The sequence below is a fragment of the Curtobacterium pomorum genome (assembly GCF_044497295.1).
In the GTDB taxonomy this organism is placed as follows: Bacteria; Actinomycetota; Actinomycetes; order Actinomycetales; family Microbacteriaceae; genus Curtobacterium.
The window spans coordinates 1,877,722-1,904,606 of sequence record NZ_CP172409.1; the positions used below are offsets into that span (position 1 = coordinate 1,877,722).

Annotated in this window: 22 protein-coding genes and 1 other RNA gene; 15 read left to right on the forward strand and 8 right to left on the reverse strand. The window is 71.2% G+C overall.

Annotation, left to right across the window (positions count from 1 at the left end):
- Positions 1–17: 17 nt before the first annotated feature.
- From ACGH48_RS09025 to ACGH48_RS09055, 7 genes are all read left to right on the forward strand, one after another.
- The gene (locus ACGH48_RS09025; protein ID WP_123312795.1) at positions 18–353 is read left to right on the forward strand and encodes an STAS domain-containing protein; all 336 of its coding nucleotides are present in this window, start codon (positions 18–20) and stop codon (positions 351–353) included.
- Positions 353–766: an ATP-binding protein gene (locus ACGH48_RS09030; RefSeq protein ID WP_396291071.1), complete on the forward strand. Its 414-nt coding sequence runs from the start codon at positions 353–355 to the stop codon at positions 764–766. Before ACGH48_RS09025 ends, ACGH48_RS09030 begins: the two co-directional genes overlap by 1 nt.
- Before the next feature lie 107 nt (positions 767–873).
- Entirely contained in the window at positions 874–1,833 is a 960-nt protein-coding gene (locus ACGH48_RS09035; protein WP_396291072.1) for an AraC family transcriptional regulator, read from the forward strand.
- Positions 1,834–1,861: 28 nt separating this feature from the next.
- Positions 1,862–2,446: an RBBP9/YdeN family alpha/beta hydrolase gene (locus ACGH48_RS09040; RefSeq protein ID WP_396291073.1), complete on the forward strand. Its 585-nt coding sequence runs from the start codon at positions 1,862–1,864 to the stop codon at positions 2,444–2,446.
- 118 nt (positions 2,447–2,564) lie between these two features.
- On the forward strand, positions 2,565–3,611 hold the full coding sequence (locus ACGH48_RS09045; RefSeq protein WP_396291074.1) for a hypothetical protein: 1,047 nt from the start codon (positions 2,565–2,567) through the stop codon (positions 3,609–3,611).
- Positions 3,612–3,682: 71 nt separating this feature from the next.
- Positions 3,683–4,540: a Nif3-like dinuclear metal center hexameric protein gene (locus tag ACGH48_RS09050; RefSeq protein ID WP_396291075.1), complete on the forward strand. Its 858-nt coding sequence runs from the start codon at positions 3,683–3,685 to the stop codon at positions 4,538–4,540.
- A 2-nt stretch (positions 4,541–4,542) separates the two neighbouring features.
- Positions 4,543–5,277, forward strand: coding sequence for a zinc ribbon domain-containing protein (locus ACGH48_RS09055; RefSeq protein WP_222660981.1), 735 nt, complete (start codon positions 4,543–4,545; stop codon positions 5,275–5,277).
- Positions 5,278–5,618: 341 nt separating this feature from the next.
- Here the strand turns inward: ACGH48_RS09055 and rnpB are convergent.
- From rnpB to map, 3 genes are all read right to left on the reverse strand, one after another.
- Positions 5,619–5,979: RNase P RNA component class A (gene rnpB, locus ACGH48_RS09060), an RNA gene on the reverse strand.
- 227 nt (positions 5,980–6,206) lie between these two features.
- The gene (gene ppgK, locus ACGH48_RS09065; RefSeq protein ID WP_123312788.1) at positions 6,207–6,956 is read right to left on the reverse strand and encodes a polyphosphate--glucose phosphotransferase; all 750 of its coding nucleotides are present in this window, start codon (positions 6,954–6,956) and stop codon (positions 6,207–6,209) included.
- A gap of 75 nt (positions 6,957–7,031) precedes the next feature.
- A complete protein-coding gene (map, locus tag ACGH48_RS09070; protein ID WP_123313131.1) occupies positions 7,032–7,895 on the reverse strand; it encodes a type I methionyl aminopeptidase in 864 nt (287 codons plus the stop codon).
- A 181-nt stretch (positions 7,896–8,076) separates the two neighbouring features.
- Here map and ACGH48_RS09075 point away from each other — a divergent pair, with 181 nt between their 5' ends.
- The 6 genes from ACGH48_RS09075 (at position 8,077) to ACGH48_RS09100 (ending at position 17,844) form a co-directional block, all read left to right on the forward strand.
- The gene (locus ACGH48_RS09075) at positions 8,077–8,256 is read left to right on the forward strand and encodes an SPOR domain-containing protein (RefSeq protein ID WP_123312787.1); all 180 of its coding nucleotides are present in this window, start codon (positions 8,077–8,079) and stop codon (positions 8,254–8,256) included.
- Positions 8,257–8,364: 108 nt separating this feature from the next.
- A complete protein-coding gene (glnA, locus tag ACGH48_RS09080) occupies positions 8,365–9,702 on the forward strand; it encodes a type I glutamate--ammonia ligase (protein WP_123312786.1) in 1,338 nt (445 codons plus the stop codon).
- Positions 9,703–9,715: 13 nt separating this feature from the next.
- A complete protein-coding gene (locus tag ACGH48_RS09085) occupies positions 9,716–12,667 on the forward strand; it encodes a bifunctional [glutamine synthetase] adenylyltransferase/[glutamine synthetase]-adenylyl-L-tyrosine phosphorylase (protein WP_396291076.1) in 2,952 nt (983 codons plus the stop codon).
- A 503-nt stretch (positions 12,668–13,170) separates the two neighbouring features.
- Positions 13,171–14,796: a glycosyltransferase family 2 protein gene (locus ACGH48_RS09090; protein WP_123312784.1), complete on the forward strand. Its 1,626-nt coding sequence runs from the start codon at positions 13,171–13,173 to the stop codon at positions 14,794–14,796.
- A complete protein-coding gene (locus ACGH48_RS09095; RefSeq protein ID WP_396291077.1) occupies positions 14,789–16,420 on the forward strand; it encodes a glycosyl hydrolase in 1,632 nt (543 codons plus the stop codon). Before ACGH48_RS09090 ends, ACGH48_RS09095 begins: the two co-directional genes overlap by 8 nt.
- Positions 16,417–17,844 carry a UDP-glucose/GDP-mannose dehydrogenase family protein gene (locus ACGH48_RS09100; protein ID WP_123312782.1) on the forward strand — a complete coding sequence of 476 codons (1,428 nt, stop codon included), beginning with the start codon at positions 16,417–16,419 and terminating at the stop codon, positions 17,842–17,844. The genes ACGH48_RS09095 and ACGH48_RS09100 overlap by 4 nt, the downstream gene beginning before the upstream one ends.
- Before the next feature lie 308 nt (positions 17,845–18,152).
- On the opposite strand, the gene glnA (ACGH48_RS09105) is transcribed toward ACGH48_RS09100, so the two are convergent.
- Positions 18,153–19,577 (reverse strand): type I glutamate--ammonia ligase, encoded by a 1,425-nt coding sequence (gene glnA / locus ACGH48_RS09105; RefSeq protein ID WP_396291078.1) that lies wholly within the window; start codon positions 19,575–19,577, stop codon positions 18,153–18,155.
- 140 nt (positions 19,578–19,717) lie between these two features.
- Between glnA (ACGH48_RS09105) and ACGH48_RS09110 the strand changes: the two genes are divergently transcribed.
- Positions 19,718–20,173, forward strand: a complete 456-nt coding sequence (locus ACGH48_RS09110; protein WP_396291079.1) for an RDD family protein — start codon at positions 19,718–19,720, stop codon at positions 20,171–20,173.
- A gap of 325 nt (positions 20,174–20,498) precedes the next feature.
- On the opposite strand, the gene ACGH48_RS09115 is transcribed toward ACGH48_RS09110, so the two are convergent.
- The gene (locus ACGH48_RS09115; RefSeq protein WP_123312779.1) at positions 20,499–21,212 is read right to left on the reverse strand and encodes a DUF4191 domain-containing protein; all 714 of its coding nucleotides are present in this window, start codon (positions 21,210–21,212) and stop codon (positions 20,499–20,501) included.
- Between the two features lie 128 nt (positions 21,213–21,340).
- On the opposite strand from ACGH48_RS09115, the gene ACGH48_RS09120 reads away from it, so the two are divergent.
- Positions 21,341–22,156, forward strand: a complete 816-nt coding sequence (locus ACGH48_RS09120) for a hypothetical protein (protein ID WP_396291080.1) — start codon at positions 21,341–21,343, stop codon at positions 22,154–22,156.
- A 105-nt stretch (positions 22,157–22,261) separates the two neighbouring features.
- On the opposite strand, the gene sucB is transcribed toward ACGH48_RS09120, so the two are convergent.
- The 3 genes from sucB to ACGH48_RS09135 all read right to left on the reverse strand — a co-directional run bounded on the left by sucB (position 22,262) and on the right by ACGH48_RS09135 (position 26,868).
- Complete coding sequence (sucB, locus tag ACGH48_RS09125; protein ID WP_396291081.1) at positions 22,262–23,758, reverse strand: 2-oxoglutarate dehydrogenase, E2 component, dihydrolipoamide succinyltransferase; 1,497 nt, start codon at positions 23,756–23,758, stop codon at positions 22,262–22,264.
- A gap of 73 nt (positions 23,759–23,831) precedes the next feature.
- Positions 23,832–25,205, reverse strand: a complete 1,374-nt coding sequence (gene lpdA, locus ACGH48_RS09130; protein ID WP_111086393.1) for a dihydrolipoyl dehydrogenase — start codon at positions 25,203–25,205, stop codon at positions 23,832–23,834.
- 154 nt (positions 25,206–25,359) lie between these two features.
- Positions 25,360–26,868 carry a leucyl aminopeptidase gene (locus ACGH48_RS09135; protein WP_396291082.1) on the reverse strand — a complete coding sequence of 503 codons (1,509 nt, stop codon included), beginning with the start codon at positions 26,866–26,868 and terminating at the stop codon, positions 25,360–25,362.
- Positions 26,869–26,885 lie beyond the last annotated feature (17 nt).

Below are 26,885 nucleotides of genomic sequence, written 5' to 3' on the forward strand. Positions count from 1 at the left end.
TGAGGAGGCCACCCGGCATGGACATCGTCGTACACGAAGCGCAGCCCGACACCGCGGTACTGGAGTGCAGCGGACGCCTCAACATGGTGTCCGCCCCGGCGTTCCGCGAGACGGTCGCGCAGGTCGTCGGCAACGGACGTGCCCGCGTCGTGGTCGAGCTCTCGGGAGTCGAGTTCATGGACTCGTCCGGACTCGGCGCACTGGTCGGCAGCCTGAAGACCGCGCGGCAGGCGGGTGGCGACCTCCGCATCGCCGCGCCGTCCGAGCAGGTGCAGATGGTCCTGCAGCTCTCCAACATCGACAAGATCCTCCGCACGTACCCCGACGGGGACGCTGCGGTCACCGACTGGTGATGACCGCCTCCGCCGCCGAGCACACGCTCGCCCTGTCCTGCCCGCCGGACGACGTGTCCGCCGTGCACGAGTTCCTGGCCGGTGTGTGGCAGGACGAGCCGTCGGTGTCCGTCGAGGACCGGATGGCCCTCGAACTCGCGATCGTCGAACTGACGTCGAACGTGATCGAGCACGGGACGCGCCCGGACGGCGTGACCTGCCGCCTGCGCCTGGAGATCGGAGCGGACCGGTTCTCCGCACTGCTGTCCGACGACGGCGTCGCCGCGACCGTGGACACCGAGGCGGCCCAGCTGCCGGAGGGACTCGCCGAGAGCGGCCGCGGACTCGCCCTGGTCCGGATGGTCGTCGACGACCTGCGGTACGAGCGGATCGCCGACGAGAACCGCTGGACGGTCCTGCGCTCCCGGCACTGACCCCGCCCCACCGCCGTTCGTCCGTCTCGCGCACTCCACGGGCCACAATCCGCAAGGTGTCCCGGCGGATTCCCGGGCGACCTGGCCGCCGTGTCACGATTCGCGCGATGACAGGCGAACCGGATCCCAGGATCAGCTTCGAGACGTCGGGGGCCGATCTCGACGCTGCCGTGCACATGTACGAGGACGCCTACGCCAGTGTGGGCTTCACCGCGACGCGCACGGAGCGGCCGTTCGCGTACCGTTTCCGCGTCGTGGGTGACGACGTGATGTCCTTCCGCTCGACCCGGTTCGACGCCCGGATGCAGGGCGAGCTGGACGTCCGCGACGAGTACGTGGTCATGTGGACCACCGACGGGGGCGGACGCGTCGACATCGGCCGGCAGGAGGTCGCGTTCACGCCCGCCACCCCGATGATGTTCCCGACCGGGCGGCCGTTCGCCTTCGACCTGCAGGACGTCCGGCAGAGCCTGGTGCAGTTCGACCGGACCGCTCTGGAGCGCGTCGCCGCCGAGGTCCACGGTGCCCAGCCGGGCCCGCTCGTCTTCGACCACACGGCGACACCCCGGACGGCGGAACTGCGGGGCTGGAACGCGCAGGTCCAGCGTGCCGCGTCGATCGTGCTCGGTCGGGCGTCGGTCAGCCCACTCGCCCTGGCCGAGGTGGCCCAGGACACCGCCCGGTCACTGCTCCGCACGTTCCCGCACAAGCTGCTGGCGCCTGACGTGCCCCTGCCGCAGGGTGCGACGGGCCGGGTGCGCGAGGCGGTCGAGTACATGCACGCCTTCGCGCACACCCCGATCTCGACCACCGACGTCGCCGAGCACGTGGGGTTGAGCGTCCGCGGTCTGCAGCAGGCGTTCCAACGCCAGGTCGGTACCGCTCCGAACGCGATGCTGCGCGGGATCCGCCTCGACCGTGTGCGCGAAGAACTCCGCCGCGCGTCGGTGGGCGACCTCACCGTGGCCAGCGTGGCCATGCGGTGGGGCTTCGCGCACCTCGGCCGGTTCTCGGCGGCGTACGCAGCGCGGTTCTCCGAGTACCCGCGCGACACACTGCAGCGCTAGCGCCGGCCGGGTTCGCTACGCTTCCCGGGTGAGCAGACCTCGACCGTGGGTGATCGTCCCCGGGATCTGGAACTCCGACGCGGAGCACTGGCAGTCCGTCTGGCAACGCGAGCGCGGCGACGACGCGGTCCGCATCGCGCCGGCGTCCTGGGGGGAGCCGGACCCGGGGGACTGGCGGGACGCGATCTCCCAGGCCGTCGCGTCGTGCGCGGAGCCGCCGGTGCTCGTGGCGCACAGTCTGGGCGTGCTCGCGGTCGCCGACTGGCTCGCCGCCGACCGAGCGGACCGCGCTGGCCCGGGCGAGACCGCCGTCGCCGGTGCCTTCCTCGTGGCACCACCGGACCCCTCGGCACCGGGCTTCCCCGCCGCCGCCTCCGGGTTCACGGCGCCCCGCCCCGTCCCGCTCGGCACCGCGGCGGGCCGCGTTCCGATCCGCATGGTCGTGAGCGACGACGACCCGTACTGCACCGTCGACCGTGCGGTCGCCTTCGCGGACACGATGGGCGCCGCGGTCCTCCGTGTCGGCACCCTCGGCCACGTCAACGTCGCCAGCGGCGTCGGCGGGTGGTCGGCCGGTCGGGAGCTCCTCGACGCCTTCGAGCAGACCCTCTGAGGCGCGCGCCGGTGTGACGAACGACACGCCGTTCACGTTCCGGGCGATATGGCAGGGATTGCTGCGACACACCGCGGATGTCCGCAGTTCCGACGCGCGCGATATTTATCCTTCGGACATGGAAACCCAGTCCGGTGCACGCACCCCCCTCGTCGACCCCTTCGGTCGCGAGGTCGAGGAGTGGCTCCGTGACGCCCCGGCGACGCGCACGCCGTACGTGGCGGACCTCGTGGTCCCGCCCGTCACCGGCCCCGTGCAGCGCCCCGGCGTCGCGGCCGAGGCCACCGCCGTCGAGCTGCCGGAAGCCGGCAGCGAGACGGCTGCACACGGCACCGCGACGCCCGTCGTCGACCAGTCGCCGGCAGCCCCCGCGTTCCGCCGTGACCGCGCTCGGCACGCCGCCGTCTGCGCACCGTCGTTCCCCGAACCCCCGGAGCGCCTGGCCCTGCGCATCGAGGACCTCGCGATCGAGGTCTCCTCGTCCACCGGCCGCAGCACCATCGAGCGCATCGTCCTGCTCGAGACCGAGGTCCGGCGTCGTGACGAGGACCTCGCGCGCCTCGCCGCCTGGGAGGCCACGGTCTCCGACGCCGACGACCCGGAGCTCACCGCCGCTCGCGCCTTCGCCCGGACGGTCTTCGCCGACCTCCTCGAGGACGCCGCCGCCGAGTCGGACCGTCAGGACCGCGCCGCCGCCCGCCTTGCCACGACCGCCCCGGTCGCCGTCGTGACCGGGCCAGCCCCCGCTCCGGCGGCGGTCGTCCGCCCCGCACCTGCGGCAGTCGCCGCGCCCGCAGCCGACGTCGTCACGGTGACTCCGGCCGTGGAGCTGGTCACCCCGGAACGCGACGAGCCCGTGCGACCGGTGCTGGGCCTCCCGGCCGTGTCGCCGGTGTCCGCGAACACGCGACCGACCCCGCTCGTCCAGCCCGCCACCGGACCCACGGTCATCGACCGTGCCGCGTTCGCGGCGGCCCTCACCGCCCACCAGGGCACGACCGCGAGCACGCCCGTCGTCCTGCCGGACGCGGTCGCCGTGCCCGTCGAGACGGCCGCTCCCACGCACGTCGACACCGACACCGACACCGACACCGACGAGCCGGCCCGGCCCGGCTGGTGGTCGCGTCTCGTCGCCGGCCTGCTGCGTGCGCTCGGTCGCCGCTGACCGGGAGGCCCGGATCACCCCGCGCGGACCGGCTGCCAGTGCCGACGCGGTCGCCTCGGTAGACTGACCGGATGCCGACGCTCCGCGAACTCCAGGCCGTGATCGAAGACCTGTGGCCCGCCGCAGGAGCCGAGTCGTGGGACGCCGTCGGACTGGTCGCCGGAGACCCTGACGCCACCGTCGAGCACGTGCACCTGGCCGTCGACGCCGTCCCCGCGACCGCACGCGAAACGTTCGAGCTCGGCGCCGGACTCCTCCTGACGCACCACCCGCTGCTGCTGCGCGGCGTCACGACGATCGCCGAGTCGACGTACAAGGGCAGCGTCCTCGCGACCCTCGTGCGCGGTGGCAGCGCCCTGGTCGCCGCCCACACCAACGCGGACGTCGTCAGCACCGGCACCTCGGCGGTGCTCGCCGACCGCATCGGGCTGACCGACCAGCGCCCCCTCGACCCCGGTTCGGACCCGGGCTCCGACCCCGCGACGGGCATCGGCCGTGTGGGCGTCCTCGCCGAGGGCACCACGCTCGGCGCCCTGGCACGGAAGCTCGTCGACCTGCTGCCGCCCACCGCGACCGGCGTGCGGGTCTCCGGCGACTTCGACCAGCCCGTCCGCACCGTGGCGCTCTGCGCCGGCGCGGGAGACTCACTGCTCGGACACCCCGACGTCCTCGCCGCCGACGTGTACATCACGAGCGACCTCCGCCACCACCCGGCGTCCGAGTTCCGCGAACAGGCCCTGCTCGGCGGCGGCCCCGCCCTCATCGACACCTCGCACTGGGCCACCGAGTGGCTCTGGCTCGACGTCGCGGCCGCGCAACTGCGCGACGCCGCCGGCGTCCGGGTCACCGTGAGCGACCTCCGCACCGACCCGTGGGACTTCGCGGTCCTGCCGGCGGCCGAACCCACCACCCCCACTGAAGGAGTCTGACCATGAAGGCAGCACCCGAGGACCAGGTCATCCTCCTCGACGTCCAACGACTCGACAACGACGTCACCCGCATCGCGCACCGGATCACGTCGCTGCAGAAGGGCGACCAGCTCACCGAACTCGGCACCAAGGCGGCCGGGCTGCGCAGCGAACTCGTCGCCGCGACCGGCCTGGTCGAGGACGCCGAACGCGAACTCGCCCGTCTCGAGTCCGACACCGCCACCGCGCAGGCCCGCGTCGAACGCGACACCACGATGCTGCAGAACGTGTCGAACTCGAAGGACGCGGCCGGGCTCCAGAACGAGCTCGAGTCGCTCCAGCGCCGCATCGGTGGCCTCGAGACCGCCGAGCTCGAGGTCATGGAGAACCTCGACGGGCTCCGCGCCCGGGTCGGCGACGTCGAGGCCCAGCTCGCCGACGTCGAGGCAGCGCGCTCCGGCCTGGTCGCCGAGCGCGATGCCGAGATCGCACGGCTGTCCTCCGACCGCGCATCCGCCGAGCAGGCCCGCGCCGACGTCGCCGCGAAGGTGCCGGCCGAGCTGCTCGCGCTCTACGACCGGCAGCGCGCCCGCTACGGATTCGGTGCGTCGTTGCTGCAGGGCGGGGTGTCGACGGCGTCGGGCGTCGCGCTGAACAACTCCGACCTGCAGGACATCCGTCGGGCCGCTCCGGACGACGTGGTGCTCTGCCCGGACAGTGACGCGATCCTGGTGCGCACGGCCGAGTCGGGGCTGTAGGCGCTCGCACACTGTCGACGGGAGGCGCGGTGCCGGGCTGGCACCGCGCCTCCCGTCTGTGGTGCGGGGTGCGGTGGCCGGTCACCTGGTGCGAGCTTGCACGCTCGGTGCGAGGCTGTTGCGGCGCACGGAGCGGTCAACCTCGCACGGGCTGGCGAGCGCGGCACCGTGCGGGTCTGTCGGCGGGGGTGCGGGGTGTGGCGGCGCACGGTGCGGGGTCCGTCGCCTGGTGCGAGCTTGCACGCTCGGTGCGACGTTGTGGCGCTGCACCGAGCGTGCAACCTCGCACGGGATCGCGAGCGCCGCACCGTGCGTCGAGCATGGGGCTGGTGGAAGTGGGGCGAATGGGCCGGCCGTACGCCGGGTTCTGTCCCGCCGCTTGCACGGCGGTGACGGCCATCTCTCTCGGACCGACGTTGCCGTCGGCCTCCAGCGGTCTACCCGAGGACTCGGCGAGCAGCCTCAGCGTCCTCTGTCTGACCTTGCTCCGGGCGAGGTTTACCGAGCGGATCCGGTCACCCGGACCCCTGGTGGTCTCTTACACCACCGTTTCACCCTTACCGACGTTGCCGCCGGCGGTCTGCTTTCTGTGGCACTGTCTCGCGGATTGCTCCGGGTGGGTGTTACCCACCGCCCTGCTCTGTGGAGCCCGGACGTTCCTCGGCACTCCCGGGGGAGTGACGCGACCGTCTCACCGACCCATTCGCAGGTCCGAGTCTACCGGCCCCGCGCCCGCGCCCCGGCCCCGGCCCCCGAGGTTCCGAAATCTCGGCATGTCGGCGCGCACGAGGGGCCTCCGTGGAACCTCGGCGCACCGCAGACGGCGAGTCGTGGAACCTCGGTGCGACCGGCCGGGCGCGTCGAACCGCACCGGACAACTCCCACACCGCACGGTGCGGGCCGGTGTGCGGTCTGGGCGGATCGCCGGGTCAGGCGCTGCGCGCGGCCAGGGTCGCAGCGCCGATGATGCCGGCGTTGTTGCGCAGGGTCGCGGGGATGATCTCCGCCTGCAGGTCGAGCAGCGGCAGGAACTCCTCGTACTGCTTCGACACACCACCACCGACGACGAACAGCTCAGGGGAGAGCAGCGCCTCGAGCGTCGAGTAGTACGTCTGCAGGCGCTTCGCCCAGTGCTTCCAGGACAGGTCGTCGCGCTCCTTGGCGGCGAACGAGGCCCGCGACTCGGCGTCGTGCCCGTCGATCTCCAGGTGCCCGAGCTCCGAGTTGACGATGAGCACGCCGTCGTTGATGAGCGCGCTGCCGATCCCGGTGCCGAGGGTGGTCACGATGACCAGGCCGTCCTTGCCCTTCGCCGCACCGAACTGCTGCTCGGCGAACCCGGCGGCGTCGGCGTCGTTCACGAAGTGGATGGCGCGGCCGAGCTCCTTCTCGAACAGTGCCTCGGCCTCGAAGCCGATCCACTTCTTCGAGACGTTCGCGGCGGACATGGTCTTGCCGTCCCGCACGATCGCGGGGAAGCACACGCCCACGGGGACGTCGGCCGCGGGGGCGAGCTCCTCGAGGATCGAGGCGACGACGGCGGTGATGTCGTGGGGCTTCCCGCCTTCGGGGGTGGCCTTCTTGATGCGGTCCGTGGTGAGTTCACCGGACGCGACGTCGACGATCGCGCCCTTGATGCCCGTACCACCGATGTCGACGCCGACTGCGAGGGAGGTCATGAGGTTGTCGTGCCTTTCGGTTGCCTGCCGGAGTGCCCGGTCAGGAAGAGGGTCCCGTCAGGGAGACGGATCCGGTCAGGAGACGGTGAGCAGCTCCGCGCCGCGCTCGGTGACGACGAGGGTGTGCTCGAACTGCGCGGTCCACGACTTGTCGCGCGTCGAGACCGTCCAGTCATCGGACCAGATGTCGGCCTCGATCCCGCCGAGCGTGAGCATGGGCTCGATGGTGAACACCATGCCCGGTTCGATCACCGTGTCGTACTGCGGCGCGTCGTAGTGCGGGATGATCAGGCCGGAGTGGAAGGCACGACCGACGCCGTGGCCGGTGTAGTCCCGGACGACGCCGTAGCCGAAGCGCTTCGCGTAGGCCTCGATGGCGCGGCCGATGACGTTCACCTGGCGGCCGGGGGCGACGGCCTTGATGCCGCGCTCGAGGGCGAGTCGTGTGCGGGTCACGAGGTCCTCGACCTCCTGCGACGCCTGCCCGACGACGAAGGTGCGGTTCGTGTCCCCGTGCATCCCGTCCTTGTAGGCGGTGATGTCGATGTTGACGAGGTCGCCCTCCTGCAGGACGGTGTCGTCCGGGATGCCGTGGCAGATGACCTCGTTGAGGCTCGAGCACAGCGACTTCGGGTACCCGCGGTACCCGAGCGTCGAGGGGTAGGCGCCGTGCGCCACGACGAACTCGTGGCCGATGCGGTCGAGTTCGTCCGTGGTCACGCCCGGGCGGATCGCGGCGCCGACGGCGTCGATGGCCTGCGAGGCGATACGGCCGGCGGTGCGGATGCGCTCGACCTCGTCCGGCGAGTACGTGTCGCCCAGGCCGTGCTCGTGCGGTTCGACCTTGCCGACGTACTCCGGACGCTCGATGTCCTTCGGGACTGCCCGGTGCGGGGAGATGCGGCCAGCGGTCAGGTGTCCGTGTTCGTCCCGGGGCATGCCGACCACTCTAGCCGCGGCGCGACGCGCCGAGCGCAACCGCGCCACGGTGCGGCCCGACGGGGTGGGCACCGCCCCACGGTGCGGCCCGACGGGGTGGGCGTGACCGTCTGGAGGCCCGGTGCCGGTCCGGCGGACCGGCACCGGGCCTCCAGGCCGTCACCTGGGTACGGTGGGCGACATGAGCGACGAGCGCATCGAGTCCCAGTGGTGGTTCAACGACAAGACCGGTCAGGTCGAGCAGGGGCCGCAGTCCCCGCAGCGCGACCGCATCGGCCCGTTCGACACGCGTGAGGAAGCACAGCACGCCCTCGACCGGATCGCCGCGAACAACGAGAAGTGGGACGCCGAGGACCAGTGAGCCGGACACGTGCGGCGGCGGCGCGTCGCACGGCCCCGCGCACACCGCCGGACCACTAGCCTGGGACGAGGCCCGCCCGCGGCCACCCGATACACGGAAAGGTCGTGCATGGACAAGCAGACGGACTTCGTGCTCCGCACCATCGAGGAGCGCGGCATCAAGTTCATCCGACTCTGGTTCACGGACGTCATCGGGACCCTCAAGTCGGTGGCGATCGCCCCGGCCGAGGTCGAGGGCGCGTTCGCTGAGGGCATCGGGTTCGACGGCTCCGCGATCGAGGGCCTGTCCCGTTCGTACGAGGCCGACGTGCTCGCGCACCCGGACCCCTCGACGTTCCAGATCCTGCCGTGGCGCGGTGAGATCGACCCGACCGCGCGGATGTTCTGCGACATCACGACGCCGGACGGGCAGCCCGCCGTCGCCGACCCGCGCAACGTGCTGAAGCGCACGCTGGCCCGGGCGAGCGAGCGCGGCTTCACGTTCTACACGCACCCCGAGATCGAGTTCTACCTGCTCAAGAGCCGTGAGTGGAAGGACGGCGGCCCGCAGCCCGTCGACCAGGCCGGCTACTTCGACAACGTCCCCGGCGGGAGCGCGCACGACTTCCGACGCCGCTCCGTCCGGATGCTCGAGGACCTCGGCATCTCGGTGGAGTTCAGCCACCACGAGGCCGGTCCGGGCCAGAACGAGATCGACCTCCGGTACGCCGACGCGCTGACGATGGCGGACAACATCATGACCTTCCGCACGGTGGTGAAGGAGGTCGCGATCGAGCAGGGCGTCTACGCGACGTTCATGCCGAAGCCGATCTCCGGGCAGCCGGGTTCGGGCATGCACACGCACGTCTCGCTGTTCGAGGGCGATCAGAACGCGTTCTACGAGGCCGGCGGCGAGTACCAGCTGTCCCGGACCGCCAAGCACTTCATCGCCGGTGTGCTCAAGCACGCACCGGAGATCACCGCGGTCACGAACCAGTTCGTCAACTCGTACAAGCGCCTCTGGGGTGGCGACGAGGCCCCGTCCTTCGTGACGTGGGGCCACAACAACCGCTCCGCGCTCGTGCGCGTGCCGCTGTACAAGCCGAACAAGGGTCAGTCCTCGCGCATCGAGTACCGCGGCATCGACTCGGCGGCGAACCCGTACCTGGCGTACTCGCTGCTGCTCGCGGCCGGCCTCAAGGGCATCGAGGAAGAGTACGAACTGCCGGCCGAGGCCGAGCACGACGTCTGGAGCCTGACCGACGCCGAGCGCCGTGCCCTCGGGTACAGCCAGCTGCCGTCGAGCCTCGACCACGCCCTCAGCCTGATGGAGGACTCCGAGCTGGTCGCGGAGACGCTCGGCGAGCACGTGTTCAACTTCGTGCTGCTCAACAAGCGGCAGGAGTGGAAGCGGTACCGCGACCAGGTCACGCCGTTCGAGCTCGACACCAACCTCGGCGCCCTCTGAGCGAGCGCACCACATGACCGGTCGGACGACGTCGTCGCGCTCCGAGTTGGCCCGCCTGGGGTTCGCCGAGCTGTCGGAGAGCCTCGAGCGGATCGCCGACCTGGAGGCGCGGTTCGGCTCCGTCGTCCCGCTGCCGGTCAGCGGCACCCCTGCGCTCTGGGGCATCACCGCGGATCCCGACGGTGCGCTGCGGCTGCTGGAACGGCTGCTGGAACGTGCTCCTGACGAGCTGCGCCCCGTCCTGGCGGACGAGGCAGCGACCGAGCGGCTGATCCGGCTGCTCGGCGCCTCGGTCGGCCTCGGGGAGTTCCTGCACCGCCGACCGGCCGAGCTCGCGCTGCTGCTCGAGCCCGTCGTCGCACCCTGGTCGCAGGAGCGGTACACGGCGTCCCTGATCGACGCGATCGACGGCGCCACCGGCGAGGAGGCGCGGATGTGCCTGCGGGTGCGGTACCGCCGGCACCTCGCCCAGATCGCCCTCTACGACGTGCTGCACACGTCGCCGACCGAGGCCTTCCCGGCGGTCGCCGCCGGACTGGCCGACCTGGCCGGGGCAGCGCTCGACGCCGCGGTCGACGTGGCCCGGCGCGAGGTCCCGTTCCCGGCGGCCGACGTCGCCGCGACCCCGCTCGCCGTGATCGCGATGGGCAAGGCCGGCGCCCGTGAGCTGAACTACGTCAGCGACGTCGACGTCATCTTCGTCACCGAGTCCACCGACGAGATCAGCACCGACCGCGCCGTCCGCATCTCGACGCGGATCGCGATCGCCGCGACCCACGCGATCACCGACCTGGCCGCCGAGCCCGGTCTGTGGGAGGTCGACGCGAACCTGCGACCGGAGGGCAAGGACGGTGCCCTCGTCCGCACGCTCGACTCGCACGTCGCCTACTACGAGCGCTGGGCGAAGTCGTGGGAGTTCCAGGCGCTGCTGAAGGCGCGGCCGATCGCCGGGTCGGCCGACCTCGGTGCCCGCTACGCCGACGCCGTCGCCCCGTTCGTCTGGAGCTCCTCGGCGCGCCCCGGGTTCGTCGAGTCGGTCCAGCGCATGCGCGAACGCGTCACCGAGCACATCCCCGACGGCGAGGTCGACCGGCAGCTGAAGCTCGGTCCCGGTGGGCTGCGGGACGTCGAGTTCACCGTGCAGCTCCTGCAGCTCGTGCACGGCCGCGACGACGAGTCGGTCCGGGTCCGGTCCACCCTCGAGGCGATGGACGCCCTGACGGCTGCCGGCTACGTCGGGCGGGCCGAGGCGGCACGGTTCGGCCCGGACTACGCCCTGCTCCGCGTCCTCGAGCACCGCATCCAGCTCCGCCGGTTGCAGCGGACGCACCTGATGCCGACGGACGAGGAAGAGCTGCGCGTCCTCGCCCGGTCGAGCGGCGTGGCCACCTCGGCCTCCGCGCTCGAGACCCGCTGGCGTGCCGTCAAGCTCGAGGTCCGTGGCCTGCACGAGCGGCTGTTCTACCGGCCCCTGCTGTCCGCCGTCGCCGCCACCGAGGACGAGATCGTCCTGACCGACGACCAGGTCGTCGACCGTCTCGGCGCGATCGGGTTCGTCGACCCGCCCGGTGCGTTGCGGCACATCCGGGCACTCACGCAGGGGACGAGCCGACGGGCGGCGATCCAGCGGAACCTGCTGCCGGTGCTCCTGCGGTGGATGGCCGAGGGACCGGCACCCGACCGGGCCCTGCTGGCGTTCCGACGGCTCAGCGACACGCTGGGGGAGTCGAGCTGGTTCCTCCGGATGCTCCGCGACTCGTCCGGGGCGGCGCACTCGCTCACCACGGTGTTGTCCGAGTCGGCGTTCCTGTCCGGACTCCTCGAACGCTTCCCCGAGGCCGTCGCCTGGCTCGACGAACCCGAAACGCTCCTCCGTGCCCGCCCGATGGAGTCGCTGCTCGCGGAGATGACCGCGACGACCGCGCGGCACGGCAACGACGTCGACGGGGCGGCGGGTCTGCTGCGCTCGGCCCGTCGCCGCGAGACCCTGCGCCTCGGCATGGCCGCGGTGCTCGGGCACCTCGACGTGGACGCCCTCGGTGCGGCGCTCAGCGACGTGACCGAGGCGACGCTCGCCGGGGCCCTCGCGCTCGCTCGACGGGACGCCCCGGCGGACTTCGAGTTCGGGATCATCGCGATGGGCCGGTACGGCGGCCGTGAGCTCGGCTTCGGCTCCGACGCCGACGTGCTCTACGTCTACCGCGCCCCGGACCTGGCGACCGAGGTGGCCTCCCGGACGGCGCAGACCATCGTGCGCGAGCTGAACCGGCTCACCGAGGACACCGTGCACCCGCTCGACCTCGACATCGACCTGCGCCCCGAGGGGAAGAACGGCCCCGTGGCCCGCACCCTCGAGTCCTACGGTGCCTACTACGCCCGGTGGTCGCTGACGTGGGAGGCGCAGGCCCTGCTCCGTGCCCGCGGCGCCGTGGGGGATGCGCAGCTGCTCCGCGACTTCGAGCACCTGGCGGACCGCACGCGCTACCCGGAGCGGATCGACGAGCACGAGGTGCGCGAGGTCCGGCGGATCAAGGCGCGCGTCGAGTCCGAGCGGCTGCCGCGCGGTGCCGACCCGGCCCGCCACCTCAAGCTCGGTCGGGGCTCCCTGAGCGACGTCGAGTGGTTCGTCCAGCTCCTGCAGCTCCAGCACGCACTCGAGGTCCCGGCGCTCCGCACCACGTCGACGCTCGAGGCGCTCGACGGTGCGGTGTCCGCGGGGTTCGTCAGCGCCGACGACGGCGAGCGGCTGGGTGCGGCCTGGCGCTTCGCCTCGCGGACGCGCAGCGCCCTGGTGCTCTGGTCGGGGAAGACGACCGATGTGCTGCCCGTCGACCGCGTGCAGCTCGAGGGCGTCGCGCGGCTGATGGAGTACCCGCCCGGCTCGGCGAGCCAGCTGGAAGAGGACTACCTCGGCGTCACCCGGCGTGCACGGCAGGTCTTCGAGCGCGAGTTCTACGGCGCCTGACGCGACCGCGACACGCCCGGGCATGCTCCCCGGAGCCGAAGGTGACGGGACGTCGGAGGTTAATTCCCCGTGTCGCGCACCGTCCCCCGTTCGTTTCGGACTGTACCCCGAGCGGCGTCGGTGGGCCGGTCGTTACCGCGTCGTGACCACCCTGCATCGGGCTGCCGGCCGACCTGCCGAAGGTGCGCGCCGACTCGCCCGGTGACCACGCCCTGAACAGGGGTTTCCCGGGGCGGCGATCCGCGCCTCCCGGCATCACGCGTCGCGTACCAGGGTGACCGATCGGGTGGACCCGGTCCGCAGGAGTGCTGTCAGCACGAGGGGGGACCACCGGTCCCGGCGGAGATGGGGACAAGTGTGTACCCCGTAACGCGTTCGAAACGCCCCCGGACGGGGGTCGCGTTGCGCGGGGGTTCAGGTTTCTGCGTCAATGGCATCACCCGAACCGACCCTGATTCCCCAACGTCGCGGAATCTCCACCTCGAACGTTGAAGCAGGGATCAGTGTTCACCTTCATTCTGCAGATCAGGCAGATGGTCGAAGGCCACCCCGAGTTCTACCTGTTCGCCGTGTACTCCGCGGTGATCTGGTTGCTCTGGTTGGTCAAGGTCGTCATCTCCGCCCGCTACCGCCCGTTCACCGGCACCTTCGTCGGTACCACCAGCGTCGTCGTCCCCGTCGTGGACGAACCGCTCGACCTGTTCCGCGACGTCATCGGTCGCATGGTCGAGCAGCGACCCGGCGAGATCATCGTCGTCATCAACGGCGCCCGCAACGAGGCGCTCGAAGCCGTCTGCGACGAGTTCGCCCCGCTCGTCCGCTGGACCCACACGCCCATCCCGGGCAAGCGCAACGCCGTCAAGGTCGGCACCGAGATGTCCAACGGCGACATCACGGTGCTCGTCGACTCGGACACCGTCTGGACCCCCGGCGCGCTCGAGGAACTCCTCAAGCCCTTCGCCGACGAGTCCGTCGGCGGCGTCACGACCCGGCAGCGCATCCTCGAGCCCGAGCGCAGCTGGATCACGCGCTGGGCCGACTGGCTCGAGAACTCCCGGGCGCTCTACTCGATGCCCGCGCAGAGCGTCCTCGGGCAGATCGGCTGCCTGCCCGGGCGCACGATCGCGTTCCGACGGAACATCCTCGTCCGGGTCATGGACAAGTTCATGCACGAGAAGTTCATGGGCGTCTTCCTCGAGGTCTCCGACGACCGCACGCTCACGAACCTCACGCTCAAGGAGGGGTACCGGACCGTCTACCAGTACACCTCGCTGGTCTACACGGACGCCCCGCTGCAGGTGAAGAAGCTGTTCAAGCAGCAGCTCCGCTGGGCCCGCGGCTCGCAGTACAACACGCTCCGCATGCTGCCGTGGATGCTCGGCCACGCCCCGGTGCTGGCGGCGTTCTTCATCACCGACATCATCCTGCCGTTCATGCTCTTCGGCGTCATCGCCGGCTGGGTCTACCGGGCATTCACCGGGCAGGGCGAGAACCTGTACCAGGGCATCCTGTCGCAGTACGGCTTCTCGACCGGCTTCGTCTACGTCGCCGCACTGATGGTCGTGTCGTCGGTGCTCAGCATGGCCATCCGGCAGATGCGCCACCTGGCCGAGAAGCCGAGCGACTTCTTCCGCCTGCCGATGTTCATCATCGTGTCGACGTTCTTCCTGATGCCGATCCGGCTCATCGGCTTCTTCCGCCTGGCGCACGCGTCCGGCTGGGGGACCCGGGCCGGCGCCTACGCCGGCGGTCCGATGCAGGAGGACCCCGCCGAGAGCGTCCAGCCGACCACCCCTGGCACGCAGATCCCGTTCAGCCCGATCGACGCGGCGGACCGCGCCCAGGCGCTCGACGGATTCGTCCAGCTGCAGGGCACACCGTCCGGCGCCGCGCACGAGCAGGTGGCCGTGGACCGCGCATTCGACGAGCTCTTCGGCGCCGACGCCACGACCAACTCCACCGCGACCGTGCTCGCGACCCGGCGCGAGGCAGCAGCGGCGTTCGCCGACCAGCAGCCCGCGGCCCCACGGACCGCCCCCGTGAAGGCCCGCCGGTACAACCCGTACGCCGCGATCCCGTACTGCATCGGCTTCGCGATCTTCGCCCTGGAGGCGTTCCTCATTGTCTGACATCATCCGCTCCTCGAGTACCTGGTGGGCGCAGTCGAGCAAGCACGCCCGCTGGACGGCCGTCGGCACGACCGCCATCGTCCTCGCCCTCGCCCTCATCACCTGGTCGGTCTGGGTCTCCCCGGCCGGCCCCGTCTCCACCGCCGTCCACCAGGCGCTCGGGGTCACCGCCCCGAAGGCCAAGAAGGTGTCCGCCGCCGAGCTGCAGACGCAGCTCGACGCCGCCCAGGACCGCATCTGGGCGCTCGAGGGCAAGCTCGACTCCCGCACGGCCCAGGCCGGGTCGCGCGGCGACCAGATCACGCAGCTCAAGGCGCAGATCGCGTCGCTCCAGTCCCAGCTCGGTTCCGCGAAGGGCTCGGGAGGCTCGTCCTCCGTCAACGCTTCGGGTTCCGGCGCGAACGGGGCCGGCACCTCGGGCTCCGGCTCGGGTTCCGGGACCGGCGGGTCCGGTGGGTCCGGTGTGTCCGGCGGGTCCGGCGGGTCCGGCGGGTCCGGTGTGTCCGACAACGGGTCCGGCTCCGGCTCGGGCAGCGGGAGCGGCTCGGGCGGCGGGTCCGGCGGTTCCGGCGGCGGCTCCGGTGGGGTCACCAACCCGAACCCCGGCCCGTCGACCGACCCGGGCACCACGCCCGTGGCGGTCCCGACCAAGGCGGACATCCTCGCGCAGCAGTCCCGCTGGTACGGCCTGTACACGGCGCAGTCCCCGTTCAACTGGTCCGAGTACGACCAGGTCTCGCAAGAGGTCGGGAAGGCGACGAACATGGTCGGCTTCTTCCAGGGCTTCGACCAGGACTTCAACCAGAACGCCGTCCAGCGCTCGTGGGCGAACGGGCGTCTGCCGATGATGACGTGGGAGTCGGTACCCGCCAAGACGGGCAACGACCAGCCGTACGTCGAGGGCTACACCAACGAGGACGTCATCTCCGGCAAGTTCGACGCCTACCTGACGCAGTACGCCAAGGCGCTGGCGGCCAACGGCCAGCCGCTCGTCATCCGGTTCGACCACGAGATGAACGGTCAGTGGTACAACTGGTCCGAATCGGCGAAGCAGCAGAACGCCGCCGGCTCGTACACCGCGATGTGGCAGCACGTCTGGAACGTCTTCCAGGCCAACGGGGCGAACCAGTACGCCATCTGGGACTGGTCGCCGTCGCGCATCGACAAGCTCGGCAACGCGAAGTACCAGACGCTCGAGTACATGCAGAACTACTACCCGGGCGCCGAGTACGTCGACTGGGTCGGCATGAGCGGCTACTACCGTGACGCCACCGAGCAGCCGACCTTCGAGAACACGTTCGGCGCGACGCTCGCCCAGATCCGGCAGGTCGCGCCGGGCAAGGGCATCGTGCTCAACGAGATCGGGGCCACCGAGACCGGGGGCAGCGTCTCGAACCCGCAGAAGACCCAGTGGATCGACTCGCTCTTCGACGCCCTGGCCGACCCCGCCAACTCGGACATCATCGGCTTCGCGTACTTCAGCGAGACCGCGACCACGATCGTCGACGGCACACGCACCACGAACGACTGGCGGCTCAACTCACGAGCCGACTCCCTGGCGGCCTTCGCCGAGGGCATCAAGCGCAACGACATCGACTACGACCTGCAGGAGGTCACGCCATGACCGCGTCCAAGAAGTCGCCCGACCAGGCCGACACCCGTCCCGCACCCGTCATCAGCGTCATCGGCACCGGCTACCTCGGTGCCACCCACGCGGCCGCCATGGCCGAGATGGGCTTCGAGACCATCGGCGTGGACGTCGACCCGGCGAAGCTTGCCGCACTGTCCGCCGGCGAGGTCCCGTTCTTCGAACCCGGGCTGCCCGAGCTCATCACGAAGCACGTCGCGAGCGGCAAGCTCCGGTTCACCGCCGACATCGCGTCGGCCGTCGCCGCCGCGGACGTCCACTTCGTCTGCGTCGGCACCCCGCAGAAGGCCGGCTCGCACGCCGCCAACCTGGCGTACGTCGAGAGCGCCACCCGCGGCGTCGCCGAGAACCTGACCCACCCGGGCCTCATCGTCGGCAAGTCGACGGTCCCGGTCGGCACCGCAGCGCGGCTGCGCGGCATCGTCCGCGAGTTCACGCCCTCGGGGATCGACGCCGAGCTCATCTGGAACCCGGAGTTCCTCCGCGAGGGCAAGGCCGTCGAGGACACCCTGCACCCGGACCGCCTTGTCTGGGGCGGCGCGTCGGAGGCCGCCGACGCCGTCATCCGCGAGGTCTACGCCGCACCCATCAGCGAGGGCACCCCGGTCATCACCACCGACCTGGCGACGGCCGAGCTCGTCAAGGTGAGCGCCAACGCGTTCCTCGCCACGAAGATCTCGTTCATCAACGCGATCTCGGAGATGTGCGCGATCACCGGCGCCGACGTGTCGACGCTCGCCGACGCCCTCGGGCACGACGCCCGCATCGGCCGGAAGTTCCTGAACGCCGGCCTCGGCTTCGGCGGCGGCTGCCTGCCGAAGGACATCCGGGCCCTCATGCACCGCGCGAACGAGATCGGCGCGGGCCAGGTCGTCGGGCTCATGCAGCAGGTCGACGAGATCAACATGGGCCAGCGTCAGCGGGTCATCGACATGGCGATCGACTCGGCCGGGGGATCGGTGCTGAACCGTCGCGTGGCCGTGATCGGCGCCGCGTTCAAGCCCCTCACCGACGACGTGCGGGACTCCCCGGCGCTCAACGTCGCCGCTGCGCTGCACCTGCGCGGCGCCCAGGTCACCCTCTGGGACCCCGAGGCGATGGAACCCGCGAAGCGCTCGTTCCCGACGCTGAGCTACGCCGCGTCGATGACGGACGCGATCGAGGGCGCCGACGTCGTCCTGGTGCTCACCGAGTGGGACGAGATCATCACCGCCGACCCGGTCGCCCTCGGTGACCTCGTCGGTCGCCGCGTCGTGATCGACGCGCGCAACTGCCTCCCGGTCCACGACTGGGTCAAAGCGGGGTGGACCGTCCGTTCCCTGGGACGGCCCACGCCGGTCACGGGTGCACCCGTGAGCGTCGCAGCGGGGACGAACGACTCGTTGGCCACGGCTCGGTAGTCACCGTTCGCGAAGCGGGGTCCGTGCCGGGCGGCACGGGCCCCGTTCCCGTGCGCGCTGAGCCGTGCCGGAACGGGCGTACCGTGCCGAAACGGGCGTACCTGGTCGGAACTTCCGACCAGGCACGCCCGTTCTCGCTTTCCAGTCCGGGTGCGATGGGAAGGAACGTGCGCCGCGACCGCCAGCCGGCCGAATCGTCTCGCGAAAGCGACAGAATCCCGTGAATGGTTCGCAGCACACTGTCGCTGTCGCGGCACAGACGAAGGCCCCGCACCTGACGGTGCGGGGCCTTCGTGTGTCAGCGACGATCAGACGCCGAAGTACAGCTCGTACTCGAACGGGTGCGGGCGCTGGGCCAGCGGGAGGATCTCGTTCTCGCGCTTGTAGTCGATCCAGGTCTGGATGAGGTCCTCGGTGAAGACGTTGCCCTTCGTGAGGAACTCGTGGTCTGCCTCGAGGAAGTCGAGCGCCTCGTCGAGGGAGCCGGGGACCTGGGGGATGCCCTTGGCTTCCTCGGGCGGGAGCTCGTAGAGGTCCTTGTCGACCGGCTCGTGCGGCTCGATGCGGTTCTGGATACCGTCGAGGCCGGCCATCAGCTGCGCGGCGAAGGCGAGGTACGGGTTGCCCGAGGCGTCCGGTGCGCGGAACTCGATGCGCTTGGCCTTCGGGTTGGTGCCCGTGATCGGGATGCGGATCGCAGCCGAACGGTTACCGGCCGAGTAGACCAGGTTGACCGGCGCCTCGAAGCCCTTGACCAGGCGGTGGTACGAGTTGATCGACGGGTTCGTGAAGGCGAGCAGCGCCGGAGCGTGCTTCAGCAGACCGCCGATGTACCAACGAGCGAGGTCCGACAGGCCGCCGTAGCCGTTCTCGTCGTAGAACAGCGGCTTGCCCTCCGACCAGAGCGACTGGTGGGTGTGCATGCCCGAGCCGTTGTCGCCGAAGAGCGGCTTCGGCATGAACGTGGCGACCTTGCCCCACTGGTCCGCGGTGTTCTTCACGATGTACTTGAACTTCAGGATGTCGTCCGCGGCGTGGATCATCGTGTCGAACTTGTAGTTGATCTCTTGCTGGCCGCCCGTGCCCACCTCGTGGTGCGAGCGCTCGAGCTCGAAGCCGGCGTCGATCAGCTTGAGGGTGATGTCGTCGCGCAGGTCGGCGGTCTTGTCGACCGGCGACACGGGGAAGTAGCCACCCTTGTACGGGGTCTTGTTGGCGAGGTTGCCGCCCTCTTCGTCACGACCGGTGTTCCAGGCGCCCTCTTCGGAGTCGACCGCGTAGAACGACTCGTTCTGGGTGACGGAGTAGCGGACGTCGTCGAAGATGTAGAACTCGGCCTCGGGGGCGAAGAACGCGGTGTCCGCGATGCCCGTCGACGCGAGGTACTTCTCGGCCTTCTTCGCCACCTGGCGCGGGTCGCGGCCGTAGATCTCGCCGTTCCGCGGGTTGTAGATGTCGAAGATCATGATGAGCGTGCGCTCGGCGCGGAACTGGTCCACGTACGCGGTGGTCACATCGGGGATCAGCTGCATGTCGGACTCGTGGATCGATGCGAACCCACGGATCGAGGAGCCGTCGAAGAGCTGGCCGACCGAGAAGAAGTCCTCGTCGACGGTCGAGGCGGGGATGTTGAAGTGCTGCTGCACACCCGGCAGGTCCGTGAATCGGATGTCGAGGAACTTGACGTCGGTGTCCTTGATGAAGGCCAGGACCTCGGAGGAATCGCTGAACATGGGGCCGATCTCCAATGGGTTGGGTGATGTCGGAGGCACCGATCAAGGCACCTCCGACGAGGCTATTGACACGGGGTTTCCCGGACGTGACTGGATTGTTTCGGGCGTGTTACGGGCGGCCGGTCGCCTACGCTTGTCGCATGGCCAGCAGCTCCTCCAGTCCGTCCGCGCCCTCCGAGCACCCGGACGGCTGGCCGGGCAAGGACCTGGGGCTGCCCGAGGACGGTCCCCGCAGCGTCGGGCGGATCGGACGGCGGATCGTCGCCCTGCTGATCGACGGAGCACTCGCCGACCTCATCGCCTACGTGACCGGGGTCTGGTCGCCGGTGAACGGTTCCGGGGACATCGCGCACTCGTGGGTGCAGCTGGCGATCTTCGCCGCGCTCCAGGTGCTCTTCATCTGCCTGCTGTCCGGCTCGTTCGGGCACATCTGCGTCGGCCTGCGCGTCGTGCCGATGCGCGGGGGCTACGTGGGGGTGTGGCGTCCGGTCGTCCGCACCGTCCTGCTCTGCCTGGTGGTGCCGGCGCTCATCATCGACCGGGACAGTCGCGGCGCGCACGACCGCATCGCCGGGACGGTGCTGGTCCGGCGCTGACCGGCGTCCCGGGCGGCGGGGGCGCGGCCGGGTCCTGCGGCGCACGGTGCGAGGTTAGTCGGCGGGCGTGGCGGGGTGCGGGCGCACGGTGCGAGGTTCGTCGCCGGGGCGCGGCCGGGTCCTGCGGCGCACGGTGCGAGGTTCGTCGGCACGTGGGAGGTTGCCCGCCCGGTGCAGCGCGACAGGCTCGCACCGAGCGGCCAACCCCGCACGAGGTAACCGAAGCCGCACGGTGCGCTCGGCCAGTGCCACCCGCTGCACGCACGCAGAACGCCCCCGACCTGGCACGGTCGGGGGCGTTCTGCAGTGCGGCTTCGGGGGCGGATCAGCGCGGCCGGCCGGCGCGGGCCCGCATGGGGTCCATGCCCTTCGGGATCGCGGCCGCGGGGCTCTGCGTCAGGGAGTCGAGGCGGTTCGCGACCGCCAGGACCTCGTTGCGGTTGAGCGACTTCTTGAACTTGTTCATCGCACGGGGGAGCTTGTGCAGGGTGATGGTGTCGTCGCCGTCACCGACGCTGACCACGTGGACCGCGACGTTCGGGACGATGCGCTGCACCTTGCGGCGCTCTTCGTCGAGCTGCCGCTTCAGGTTGCCGCGCTGGCCCTCGGTGATGAGGACGACGCCGGGGCGGCCCACCGCGCGGTAGACCGCGGACTGCGACCGGCCGTGCACGGCGACGGGCATCTCGCTCGAGCGCCACTGCCGACGCAGCGAGTTGGAGAGCACCGCACCGACGGCGCCGGGCTGCCCCTCGATCTGGGAGTACGCGGCGCGTTCGGCCAACCGGCCGAGGACGATCAGGAAGAGGAGCACGCCCATCAGGACACCGGCGACGATCCACAGGATCATCGCGAGCCAGTTCTGGCCGGGGAGCACCAGGGCCAGCACGATGCCGAGGACGACCGGGCCGACGAATGCGAGGGCGAACCACCAGACCGACGACGGATCGGCCCGCCGGGTCATCTGGAAGACCTGGAACATCTGCTTGAGACGCCCCGGCTCCTTCGCCTTCGTGTCTGTGGAAGTGCTGCGTGCCATGCTGACAGGATACGGCCTCCGCGGTCCTGGGGAGACCGCAGCCGGTCCGGCTGTGCGCGAACACGCGTTGTCCACAGGTCGGGCCGGACGGCCAGGAGGCCCGACCCGCGTCCGACACGCTCGTCACCATGGACACGAGCACCGACCAGGGCACCCACGGCGCCCGGACCGACCGCTGGGTCGCGCAGGCCGACGACGCTGCAGCTGCCTCGTGGGTGGCGGACCGGTGTGCCACCGGGCACCGCCACCTGGTCCCCGTCTCGGCGGTCGGTCGGACCGTTGACGGCGGACTCGTGGTGCTGCTCGACCGCCCGTGCGGCACGCCGCTCCCGGCTGCGCTCGAACGGCTCGGCGCCCCGACGACCGGGGTCGCGGTGACCCTCTGCGTCCCGATGCTCGAGCTGCTCGTCGCGGCGGTGGACGGTGCGCTGCGGCTCGGTGTCGCCGGGATCGACGACGTCCTGGTCGACGATGCCGGCGCCGTCGTGCTGTGCGACCACCCGGCTGGGGCAGTCCGCGACGGCACGGACCCGGGCAGCACCGACGCCGCACGCGTCCTCGTGCTCGCCGCGCGGGTGGTCTGGGACCGGGTGGACCCGCGCGATCCGTCGCGCGACCAGGTGGACGCTGCACTCGTCGCGGCACTGGACGGTGACCGCACCGCGGTGAGCACGGCCCTCCACACGGTGCGGGGCGCTGCGCCGCCTCGGCCGTTCCGGTGGACGCCACCCCCGGCCGACCTGGTGTTCGCGGAGGCCGACCCGCCGCTCGATCCCGGTGGTGTGGCGGCTCGGCTGCGTGCGGTCGTCGAGCTCGGCATCCCCGTCGGCGTGGAGCGACGCGTGCCGCTCCGGCGCGCCCTGGTCGGCGGCGTCGTCGCGATCGGCACGGTCGTCGCGGCCGTCTCCGCGCTCGGTGCCGGTCCGCCGGGTGGTGGTGGCTGACGCCGCGGCCGCCGACGAACGAGGACCGCTCCGGCTCCCCACGAACGGGAACGGCCCCGGCTCCCCACGAAGGGGAACCGGGGCCGTCGGCCGTGCTGCGGGGAGTCAGTACCCGAGGTTGGGGGCGAAGTTGCCCTCTTCCAGGCGGTTCTTCACCGCGACCAGGTACCGCGATGCGTCCGCACCGTCGATGATCCGGTGGTCGTACGACAGCGCGAGGTAGACGAACGAACGGATCGCGATCGCTTCCTGCCCGTCGACCTTCACGACCGCAGGACGCTTCGTGACGATGCCGGTACCGAGGATCGCCGACTGCGGCAGGAACACGACGGGGGTGTCGAACAGCGCGCCACGCGAACCGGTGTTCGTCAGCGTGAACGTGCCGCCGGCGAGCTCGTCGGGCTTGAGCTGGTTGTTCCGGGTGCGCTCCGCCAGGTCCGCGATGGACTTGGAGAACTGCGCCAGGTCGAGCGACGCCGCGTCCTTGATGACCGGGGTCAGCAGGCCACGCTCGGTGTCCACCGCGATGGAGACGTTCTCGGACTCCGGGTAGACGATCTCGTCACCCTCGACCGTCGAGTTGATCTTCGGGTGGGCCTTGAGCGCCTCGGAGGCAGCCAGGGCGAAGAACGGCATGAAGGAGAGCTTCGAACCGGTCTTCTCGAGGAACTCCGCCTTGTGGGCGTCGCGGAACTGCGCCACCTTCGTGACGTCCACCTCGACGACGCTCGTGAGCTGTGCGGTCGAGGTCATCGACTGCACGGCACGCTCGGCCACGACCTTGCGCAGGCGGGTCATCTTCTCGCGGGTGCCGCGCAGCGGCGAGACCTCGGCGACGAACGGGCCGGACGCGGCGGCGGGTGCAGCTGCCCCACCGGCGGCCGGGGCCTTCGCGACGGCCGCGAGCACGTCCTCTTTCCGGATGCGCCCGCCGACACCGGAGCCGGTGACGGTGGACAGGTCGACGCCCTGCTCGTTGGCGAGCTTGCGGACGAGCGGCGTGACGTAGCCGGAGGCTGCGCCGTCCTGCGACGGGTTCGGCACCGCGGCGGCGGTCGTCGCGCTGGGCGCTGCGGCCGGTGCTGCGGGGGCGGGGACCGCGGCCGGGGGAGCCGGGGCGGCGGCGGGCGGCGGGACCGGGGCGGCCTGCGGAACCGGGGCGGCGGCAGGCGGCGCGGACGGTGCCTGCGGGGCTGCGGGCTGCGTCTGTCCGGCCGGAGCCGGCTCGGGCTCGGTGGGCTCCGGGGCGGGGGTCTCGGACTCCTGCTCGGTGCTCGGCTCGGCCTCGGGGGCCTCTGCCTCGGCAGCGGCCTCGTTCGAGGACTCGTCGGACGAACCGGAGTCGGACGACCCGGAGTCGGACGAGCCATCACCGATCTTCACGAGGGCGGTGCCGACCTCGACGGTCTCGTCCTCCTGGACGAGGATCTCCTCGATGACGCCGGCGACGGGCGACGGGATCTCGGTGTCGACCTTGTCGGTCGAGACCTCGAGCAGCGGCTCGTCGACCTCGACCCGGTCACCGACGTTCTTCAGCCATCGGGTCACCGTGCCCTCGGTGACGCTCTCGCCGAGCGCCGGGAGGCTGACGGATTCGCTCATCGGGTGGACTCCTCTTCGCGGGGGGTTGCAGTTGTTGTTGATGTCATTGTCACAGGGCGCGGACTCGTGCGGGTCACAGCGCGTGCAGCGGCTTGCCCGCGAGGTGCATGAACGCCTCGCCAAGGGCTTCGTTCTGCGTCGGGTGGGCGTGCACGAGCGGAGCGATGTCCTCCGGGTACGCCTCCCAGTTCACGGCGAGCTGCGCTTCACCGATGAGCTCGCCGACGCGGGCGCCGATCATGCTGACCCCGACGACGGGGCCGTCGACGACACGGACGACCTTGACCGAACCGGACGTGCCGATGATGTGGCTCTTGCCGTTGCCGGCCAGGTTGTACTCGTACGAGTCCACCTTGTCGGCGCCGTACTCGGCCTCGGCCTTCGCCTGCGACAGGCCGACGGAGGCGACCTCGGGGTCGGAGTACGTGATCTTCGGGATGTTCTTGTCCTCGATGACCACCGGGTTGAGCCCGGCGATCTCCTCGGCGACGAAGATGCCCTGCTGGAAGCCGCGGTGCGCGAGCTGCAGGCCGGGGACGATGTCGCCGACCGCGTAGACGTTCGGCAGGTTGGTGGCGAGGCGCTCGTTCGTGGTGACGAAGCCGCGGTCCATGGCGACGCCGACCTCGTCGAAGCCGACGTTCTGCGTGACCGGGCCGCGACCGACGGCGACCAGCAGGACGTCGCCGTCGAAGGTCTTGCCGTCCTCGAGCGTGACGACGACGCCGTTCTCGTGCTGCTCGACGCCCTGGAACCGGACACCCAGCGAGAACTCGATGCCGCGCTTGCGGAAGGCGCGCTCGAGCTGCTTCGACATGGACTCGTCCTCGGCGGGGACGAGGTGGGGGAGCGCCTCGACGATCGTGACCTCGGCACCGAAGGACTTCCAGACACTGGCGAACTCGACGCCGATGACGCCACCACCCAGGATGACGACCTTGTTCGGCACGTAGTCCATGCGCAGCGCGGTCTCGGACGTGATGACACGCCCGCCGATCTCGAGCCCGGGGAGGGACTTCGAGTAGGAGCCGGTCGCGAGCACCACGTTCTTGCCGACGATGTTCTGGTCGCCGACCTGCACGGTGTTCTGCGACGTGAGTCGACCCCAGCCCTCGACGACGGTGATGCCGCGGGCCTTGATGAGGCCCTGCAGGCCCTTGTACTTCGAGGTGATGACGCCCTGCTGGTACTCGATGACCTTCGGGACCTCGACACCGGCGAACTCCGCGATCACGCCGTACTTCTCGGCGTCGCGGGTCGCGTCGGCGACCTCGGCCGCGTGCAGCAGCGCCTTGGTGGGGATGCAGCCACGGTGCAGGCACGTCCCTCCGAGCTTGTCGCCCTCGATGAGCGCGACGCTCATGCCGAGTTCGGCGGCCCGGAGCGCAGCGGCGTAGCCACCGCTCCCGCCACCGAGGACCACGACGTCGTAAGTCTGTTCCGTCACCTGGTGCAACTCCCTCGTGCGTGTCGGGCCGATCGGGCCCTACGTGGACACCGCGGGGGCGGCGTCCGACGGTCGGACCGCGTGGTTCCGGTCCCGTCCCGTGCAGTACCGGTGGGAGGCGCGTCGATGCCCCGTCCCACCGGTACCAAACCTACTACTCGGACTGGAGGTCTTCTGCGAGTGCGATGAGCGTGCGGACCATCACACCCGTCGCGCCCTTGCCGAGCCACCCGTAGCCGCCGCCCTTGTGCTCGGACGGGCCGGCGATGTCGAGGTGCGCCCACGGGATGCCCTCGCCGACGAAGCGCTCCAGGAACTTGCCGGCGAGCAGCATGCCGCCGGCCGGGTTGCCGACCGTGGCGTTGACCATGTCGGCGACGTCGCTGGCGAGCCGCGCGTCGAGTTCCTCGGGCAGGGGCATCGGCCAGATCGGCTCCGACACGCCCTCGGCCACGGCGCGGACCTTCGCGACGAGGTCGTCGCTGCCCATCAGGCCCGTCGTGCGGTCGCCGAGCGCGACGACCTGCGCGCCGGTCAGGGTGGCCACGTCGACGATCGCGTCGGGCGTCTCGAGCGAGGCGGCGGCCATGCCGTCACCGAGCACCAGGCGGCCCTCGGCGTCCGTGTTCGTGACCTCGACCGTCTTGCCGTTCTTCAGCGTGAGGACGTCTCCCGGGCGGGTCGCCGTGCCCGAGGGCATGTTCTCGGCGAGTGCGAGCCAGGCGGTGACGCGCACGTCGAGGCCGAGGCGCGCGGCGGCGACGGTCGCGGCGAGCACGGTGGCGGCGCCGGTCATGTCGGTCTTCATGCCGAGCATCGACGCCGCCGGCTTGAGCGAGAGCCCGCCCGAGTCGAACGTGATGCCCTTGCCGACGAGGGCGAGGTGCTTCGTGGCGGACTCCGGCGCGTAGCGGACGACGACCAGGCGCGGGGGACGGGCCGAACCGCGGCCGACACCGAGGATGCCGCCGAAGCCCTGCTCCTCGAGCGCCTGCTCGTCGAGGACCTCGACCGTGAGCGGCAGGTCCGCGGCGAGGCCGGTCGCCACGTCGGCGACGTCCTGCGGCCCGAGGTCGCCGGCGGCGGTGTTGACCAGGTCGCGGACGAGCGACGCGGCGTCGGCGACGATCGCGGGCCGGACTGCCGCGTCGGCGGCGACGTCGGCGGGCGCGACGACCTCGATGCGCTGGTCACCCCGCGTCGGCGTGGTCGTGCCGGCGCCCTTGTGGCGGGTGAAGGCGTAGGCGCCCAGCGCGGCACCCTCGAGTGCGGCGTCGACGAGCTCGGCCGAGTCGGTCGGCAGGGCCAGGGTGATCGAGGCGACCTGCGGGAGCTGGCGGACGGCGCTGCCGGCGGCGGCACGGATCGCCGCGACGCCGGTGGCCGACCCGAGACCGATGAGTGCGATCGAGGACGCGGCCACGCCGGTGCCGGGCAGGCGGACGAGCTGGTCCTTGGCGCCCGTGACGCCGATCGCCGCGAGGTCGAGCCCGGCGAGTGCCTCGACGACACCGGCGGCGCTCGGCGCGAGGGACGCGCCGGCAGCGGTGTCGCCGGACGGCGCGGCGTCGGTGGACGACCCGGGGCGGACCCCGACGACGAGCACGTCGGCGGTGGTGGTCTCGGGGGCGGAACTGGTGGTGGAGAGCGTCGGTCGGACCATGCGCCAACCCTATCCGC

Coding starts and splice junctions, on each gene's coding strand:
- ACGH48_RS09025 (WP_123312795.1), top strand. CDS start 18: ATGGACATCGTCGTACACGAAGCGCAGCCCGACACCGCGGTACTGGAG.
- ACGH48_RS09030 (WP_396291071.1), top strand. CDS start 353: ATGACCGCCTCCGCCGCCGAGCACACGCTCGCCCTGTCCTGCCCGCCG.
- ACGH48_RS09035 (WP_396291072.1), top strand. CDS start 874: ATGACAGGCGAACCGGATCCCAGGATCAGCTTCGAGACGTCGGGGGCC.
- ACGH48_RS09045 (WP_396291074.1), top strand. CDS start 2,565: ATGGAAACCCAGTCCGGTGCACGCACCCCCCTCGTCGACCCCTTCGGT.
- ACGH48_RS09050 (WP_396291075.1), top strand. CDS start 3,683: ATGCCGACGCTCCGCGAACTCCAGGCCGTGATCGAAGACCTGTGGCCC.
- ACGH48_RS09055 (WP_222660981.1), top strand. CDS start 4,543: ATGAAGGCAGCACCCGAGGACCAGGTCATCCTCCTCGACGTCCAACGA.
- ppgK (WP_123312788.1), bottom strand. CDS start 6,956: ATGACCTCCCTCGCAGTCGGCGTCGACATCGGTGGTACGGGCATCAAG.
- map (WP_123313131.1), bottom strand. CDS start 7,895: ATGCCCCGGGACGAACACGGACACCTGACCGCTGGCCGCATCTCCCCG.
- ACGH48_RS09075 (WP_123312787.1), top strand. CDS start 8,077: ATGAGCGACGAGCGCATCGAGTCCCAGTGGTGGTTCAACGACAAGACC.
- glnA (WP_123312786.1), top strand. CDS start 8,365: ATGGACAAGCAGACGGACTTCGTGCTCCGCACCATCGAGGAGCGCGGC.
- ACGH48_RS09085 (WP_396291076.1), top strand. CDS start 9,716: ATGACCGGTCGGACGACGTCGTCGCGCTCCGAGTTGGCCCGCCTGGGG.
- ACGH48_RS09100 (WP_123312782.1), top strand. CDS start 16,417: ATGACCGCGTCCAAGAAGTCGCCCGACCAGGCCGACACCCGTCCCGCA.
- glnA (WP_396291078.1), bottom strand. CDS start 19,577: ATGTTCAGCGATTCCTCCGAGGTCCTGGCCTTCATCAAGGACACCGAC.
- ACGH48_RS09110 (WP_396291079.1), top strand. CDS start 19,718: ATGGCCAGCAGCTCCTCCAGTCCGTCCGCGCCCTCCGAGCACCCGGAC.
- ACGH48_RS09115 (WP_123312779.1), bottom strand. CDS start 21,212: ATGGCACGCAGCACTTCCACAGACACGAAGGCGAAGGAGCCGGGGCGT.
- ACGH48_RS09120 (WP_396291080.1), top strand. CDS start 21,341: ATGGACACGAGCACCGACCAGGGCACCCACGGCGCCCGGACCGACCGC.
- sucB (WP_396291081.1), bottom strand. CDS start 23,758: ATGAGCGAATCCGTCAGCCTCCCGGCGCTCGGCGAGAGCGTCACCGAG.
- ACGH48_RS09135 (WP_396291082.1), bottom strand. CDS start 26,868: ATGGTCCGACCGACGCTCTCCACCACCAGTTCCGCCCCCGAGACCACC.